Origin of the sequence: Rhodovulum sp. PH10 (assembly GCF_000293785.1) — a bacterium.
Taxonomy (GTDB): Bacteria; Pseudomonadota; Alphaproteobacteria; order Rhizobiales; family Xanthobacteraceae; genus Rhodoplanes.
The window spans coordinates 1-5,215 of record NZ_AKZI01000194.1 but is presented as its reverse complement, the minus strand read 5'-3'; the positions used below and the strand labels follow the sequence as shown (position 1 = coordinate 5,215).

The 5,215-nt window shown below is 70.6% G+C and carries 7 protein-coding genes; 1 reads left to right on the top strand and 6 read right to left on the bottom strand.

Translation table 11 applies throughout. The features are described 5' to 3' along the window. Positions 1–77 precede the first annotated feature (77 nt). From flhB to flgB, 6 genes are all read right to left on the bottom strand, one after another. Positions 78–1,145 carry a flagellar biosynthesis protein FlhB gene (gene flhB, locus A33M_RS21125; RefSeq protein ID WP_008391762.1) on the bottom strand — a complete coding sequence of 356 codons (1,068 nt, stop codon included), beginning with the start codon at positions 1,143–1,145 and terminating at the stop codon, positions 78–80. Positions 1,146–1,160: 15 nt separating this feature from the next. Further along, positions 1,161–1,931, bottom strand: a complete 771-nt coding sequence (gene fliR / locus A33M_RS21120) for a flagellar biosynthetic protein FliR (RefSeq protein ID WP_008391761.1) — start codon at positions 1,929–1,931, stop codon at positions 1,161–1,163. Positions 1,932–1,946: 15 nt separating this feature from the next. After that, complete coding sequence (gene fliQ / locus A33M_RS21115; protein WP_008391759.1) at positions 1,947–2,213, bottom strand: flagellar biosynthesis protein FliQ; 267 nt, start codon at positions 2,211–2,213, stop codon at positions 1,947–1,949. 330 nt (positions 2,214–2,543) lie between these two features. Then, entirely contained in the window at positions 2,544–2,882 is a 339-nt protein-coding gene (locus A33M_RS21110; protein ID WP_008391757.1) for a flagellar hook-basal body complex protein FliE, read from the bottom strand. Positions 2,883–2,913: 31 nt separating this feature from the next. Continuing rightward, on the bottom strand, positions 2,914–3,324 hold the full coding sequence (gene flgC / locus A33M_RS21105) for a flagellar basal body rod protein FlgC (RefSeq protein ID WP_008391755.1): 411 nt from the start codon (positions 3,322–3,324) through the stop codon (positions 2,914–2,916). Positions 3,325–3,331: 7 nt separating this feature from the next. Next, positions 3,332–3,718: a flagellar basal body rod protein FlgB gene (gene flgB, locus A33M_RS21100; RefSeq protein WP_008391753.1), complete on the bottom strand. Its 387-nt coding sequence runs from the start codon at positions 3,716–3,718 to the stop codon at positions 3,332–3,334. 269 nt (positions 3,719–3,987) lie between these two features. Between flgB and A33M_RS21095 the strand changes: the two genes are divergently transcribed. Next, positions 3,988–5,196 carry a flagellar biosynthetic protein FliO gene (locus tag A33M_RS21095; protein WP_008391750.1) on the top strand — a complete coding sequence of 403 codons (1,209 nt, stop codon included), beginning with the start codon at positions 3,988–3,990 and terminating at the stop codon, positions 5,194–5,196. Positions 5,197–5,215: the final 19 nt, after the last annotated feature.

Below are 5,215 nucleotides of genomic sequence, written 5' to 3'. Positions count from 1 at the left end.
GGTGGCCGGGCGGGCGGCGGCGGACGCCGCGGGCGAGGCCGCGAGCCGATCGGCCGCCGGAAGGCGGAGGATATCGCTCATTGCCAGGCTTTCTTGAGGCGCATCACGTAGCTCACCACCTCGGCGACCGCCTTGTAGTGCTCGGGCGGGATCTCCTGGTCGATCTCGACGGTGGCGAACAGGGTGCGGGCGAGCGGCGGGTTCTCCACCACCGGAACGCCCTTCTCGGTGGCGATCTCGCGAATCTTGAAGGCGATGCGGTCGGCGCCCTTGGCCAGGCAGATCGGCGCGTTCATGCCGCGCTCGTATTTCAGGGCGATCGCGAAGTGGGTCGGGTTGGTGATCACCACGGTGGCCTGCGGCACCGCGGCCATCATCCGCTTGCGGGCGCGGCCGACCCGCAGCTGGCGGATGCGCGCCTTGATCTTGGGATCGCCCTCGGTCTCCTTGTACTCGTCCTTCACCTCGCGCAGCGACATCTTCTGCCGCTCGTACCACTGGCGATACTGGAAGAGGTAGTCGGCGCCGGCGATCACCGCGAGGATCGCCACCACGGTGGTGAGGAGCTCGAGGGTGAGCGAGCGCACCAGCGGCAGGATCGCCGCCGGATCGGTCGAGACCATCGCCTCGAGGCGGTGACGCTCCGGCCACAGCAGCATCGACAAGACCGTGCCGACCAGCGCGAGCTTGAGGATGCCCTTGACGAAATTGGCGAGCGCCTGCTTGGAGAACATCCGCTTGGCGCCGGCCAGAGGCGAGATCTTGGAGAATTTCGGCTTGAGGCTCTCGGTCGACCACACGAAGCGGTGCTGGATGACGTTGCCGGCGAGCGCCGCCAGCGCGAGCAGCAGGAACGGCAGCGAGATCGCCGCCAGCACCTCGAAGCCGGTCTCGCGGGCGAACCGCACCAGCGCGTAACCGTCGGTCGAGATCTGCCAGGAATTGGCGAGCAGGCCGCTCATGGTGGCCGACAGCCCGCTGCTCGCCCCGCCGGAAAACACCGACAGCGCCAGCGTCGCCGCGCCGATCACGAACCAGGTGCCGACCTCCTGGCTCTTGACGACGTCGCCCTGCTCCAGCGCCTTGTCGAGCCGTCGTTGTGTCGGGTCTTCTGTCTTGTCGGATTTGTCGGGTTCTTCGGCCATCCGCGGCGCCTCGCGTCAGGTCGCCGGGGCGAGAGCGTGCATCACGCTCTCGAAATAGCCGAGGAAGGTCGCCATCATCGCCGCGATCACCACGACGAACACCAGAAGCCCGCCGACGATCGACAGCGGCATGGCGACGAAGAAGACCTGCATCTGCGGCATCAGCCGCGACAGGATGCCGAGCCCGACATTGAACAGGAGCCCGAACACCAGGAAGGGCGCGGAGATCTGCACGCCGAGGCCGAAGGCGCCGCCGACCATCCGCACGATCAGCGCCGCCATGTCGCCGGTGGCGGGAAACTCGCCGGGCTTGAAGATGGTGTAGCTGTCGCCGAGCGCGGCGATCACCAGGTGGTGGAGGTCGGTGGCGAAGATCAGCACGACGCCGAGCAAAGTGAGGAAGTTGGCGACGATCACGCCCTGCTGGCCCTGGGTCGGATCGACGGTGGTGACGAAGCCGAAGCCGAGCTGCTGGGCGACGATCGAGCCGGTCACCTGCAGCGCCGACAGCGTGAGGCGGGCCGTCATGCCGAGCAGGAAGCCGATCATCATCTCGCCGCCGAGCATCGCCAGCACCGGGCCGAACGAGGTGGTGTCGAGCACGTAGTCGCCGCGATGGAGCGGAAACACCACCACGGTCAGGCCGAGCGCGATGGCGAGGCGAAAGCGCGCCGGCACGCTGCGCTCGCCGATCCCCGGCAGCAGCATCACCATGGTGCCGGTGCGGGCGAAGATCAGCAGGAAGGCGGCGGCGAGCGCCGGCAGGAACGAGACGTCGATGCGCATGGCGCTCCCGAGGCGTCAGCCTCCCGAGGAAATGCGGGTGGCGATTCGGGTCATGTAGCCGTTGAGGACGTCCGCCATGAACGGCAGCGCGAGCAGCATGGCGACGAAGATCGCGAGGATCTTCGGCACGAACACCAGGGTCATCTCCTGGATCTGGGTCAGCGCCTGAACCAGCGAGATGGCGACGCCGACCACCAGGCCGACCAGCATCAGCGGGCTCGCGACCAGCACCAGCGTGGTGATGGCGTCGCGCGCGACGTCGACGATTTCCGGACCCGTCATGCTTCCCCCGCCCCCGCGCCCGCCGGCCGCCGGCCGCCGGTGTCCCGTCCTACGAGATTCGCGCGCGCCGTTCACGCCGCCGTTCGCAAGCCCGTCCCTGCCCGTGGGCATGGCTCCGGGCTCGCGGACCGGACGCCGGCACCACGACGAAGCCCCGACCGGACGACCCGGCACGGACGATCGACGGCCCACGGCCGAGCGCCGACGACCCGGAGATCGTCCCCCGCACTGCCGCCACGTGGCTTCCGCCGGACGCCCGCCGCCGCACGCTCGCCGTCGGCCGGCCCGCGCCGCGCCAGGCGCGGACCGGCCTCACCGCGGCGCGCGGCGTCAAATCGTCATCCGCATGATTTCTTCGTAGGCCTGGATGACCTTGTCGCGGACCGAGACGAGGCTCTGCACCGCCGTCTCGGTCTCGGCGACCGCGGTCACCACGTCGACCATGTTCGCCTTGCCGGCGACCATCGACGCGGCCTGCGCATCGGACGCGTGGCCCACCGCCTCGACGCCGCGGATGGCGTCGCTCAGCACCGAGCCGAAACTCTGGTCGCCGGTCTCGGCGGCGCCGCCGATGGCGGCGTCCCCGATCGTCTTGCTGAGCCCGGCGCTCGGCTGTCCCAGCCGCGCTGCCGTCGCATAGGCGTTGGCGGCAACTCCCGGAATGGCCATCGATCAGTCTCCCTTCGCGAGCAGTTGGCGATCACGCGCGCAAGATATCCAGCGTGCGCTGAATCATTCGCCGGGTCGCCCCGACGACATTGATGTTGGCCTCGTAGGACCGCTGGGCCTCACGCATGTCGGTCATCTCGATCAGCGTGTTGACGTTCGGATAGCGGACCATCCCGTCGGTCCCGGCGAGCGGGTTGCCGGGCTCGTATTTCAGGCGGAAATCCGAGGTGTCGGTGCGCACCGGGCCCATCTGCACGGTGCGGGCGTCGAGCGAGCGGTCGAGCTCGGAGCGGAAGGTCGGCACGCGACGGCGGTACGGATCGGCGCCCGGCCGGGTCGGCGTCGTGTCGGCGTTGGCGATGTTTTCCGCGATGATCCGCATGCGTCCGGCCTGGGCCCGGAGGCCCGACGCGGCGATGGCGATCGACTTGACGAAATCCATGGTGACCTCAGGCCTGCTTGCCCATCGCGATCTTGATGAGGGCGAGACTGCGCGTGTAGAGCGCGGTCGCCGTCTGGTAGTCCGTCTGGTTGGCGGCCACCTTCATCATCTCGTCCTCGAGTTGCACCGCGTTGCCGGCCGGGCGGACCTCGAACTGCTCGCCCTTGCCGCGGAACGATTCCCCGCTCGCTGCGGCGATGTGCAGCGGATTGGTGCGAACGAGCGCCACCGGCTTCGGCTCTCGCGGGTCGAACGACGGCGGCACCAGGTCACGCGGGCGGAAATCCGGCGTGTCGGCGTTCGACACGTTCTCGGCGAGCACCCGCTGACGCTCCTGATGCCACTGCATCTTGGTGCGCAGCATCGAGAAGATCGGGATGTCCGAGATCGGCATGTGGCGTCCTCCTCGCGACTCGGCACCATTGCGACCCGGCAAAGATTGCCGGCCGGATGGTTAATGAACCGTTAACCGTGCAACCACCCGTCACGCCACGCTTTTGCCGCATCCGGAAAGTCCCTGACAGAGCATCCGCGGTGGGCGCCCCTGCGCAATCGTGTTAAGGAAACGTCTACGTGTCGAACGGCAGCTTTTGCCGATTGCGTTAACCCTTTCGCGAATCGGCCCGGCGCGCGGGGTACGAGCGAAAAAAGGATGAACGGACGATGGACCAGGCGCTGAAATTCTTCATCGCCTTCGTGATCGTGCTGGCGCTGATCGGCGCCGTCGCCTGGCTGGTGCGCCGATTCGGGGCCGGCGGCCTCGGCTCCGCGTCCTCGCGCGGGCGGCAGGCCCGGCTCGGCGTGATCGAGGCGACCGCGGTCGACAACCGCCGCCGGCTGGTGCTGGTGCGGCGGGACAATGTCGAGCACCTGATCATGCTGGGCGGCCCGAGCGACCTGGTGGTCGAGGCGAACATCGTGCGTGGCCAGCCGGCCGGCGCCGCCCGCGAGATGCCCACCCCGCGGATGCCGGAGCCGGTGCGCGGCCCCGAGAACGGCATGTGGCCGGCGCCGCCCGAGCCGCCCTTTCGCGGCTCCCGCGCGTCCGAGCGGGCGATGATGCCGCCGGTCGGCGAGGAGCTGCCGCTGCAGCCCCACCCGGAGCCGCCGCTGCGGCCGCAAACCTCCGACCGGCTGGCCGGGCTCGCCGCCGAGATCGCCCGAACCGCCTCCCACTCCCCAGAGCCGCGAATTCCCGAGCCACGCGTGGCCGAGCAACGGGCCGAGCCACGCGTGGCGGAGCCGCCACGGCTCGCCGATCCCCGAATGGCCGATCGTCTGGGAGAGCCGCGCGTGGCCGAGCCACGAGTGGCCGAGCCGCGTTTCCCGGAGCCGCGCTATCCCGAGCAGCGCGCCGAGCCGCGCGCGCTCGACCCGCGCCCGGCCGAGCATGCGCCGGAGCCCCGGCAATCGGAGCCCCGGCTGCCGGATTTCCGCCTGCCGGAGCCTGCCGAGTCCCGCCCACAGGAGCCGCGCGCGCAAGAGCCGCGGGCGCCGCTTCCCGACTTCAGGCATCCCGAGCCGCGCCACGCCGAGGAACGCGGCGAGACGCGGACCGAGACGCGCCCGCCCGAGACGCGCCCGCCCGAGATGCGGGCGTCCGAGATGCGCCGGCCCGAGCCGCGCCGCTCGTTCGAGCCGCGTCGTCCGGCCGGTGCGGGCGAGACCGCCGGCGAGGGAGCCGATCACCACCTCGCGGCGATGGCCGAGCAGCTCGAGGCGGCGCTCCGTCGCCCGGGTGCCGCGCAAGGATCCGGCCCGGCCAGCAGCGGCCCGGCCGCCAGCGGCACGGCCATCGGGGAGAGCGCGGCCGCAGCGCCCGAACCCGCCCCTGCCCCGCCGGTGCCGCCGCCCGCCCCGCCGCGCCTGTAGCGCGGCCTGCGCACGCCCG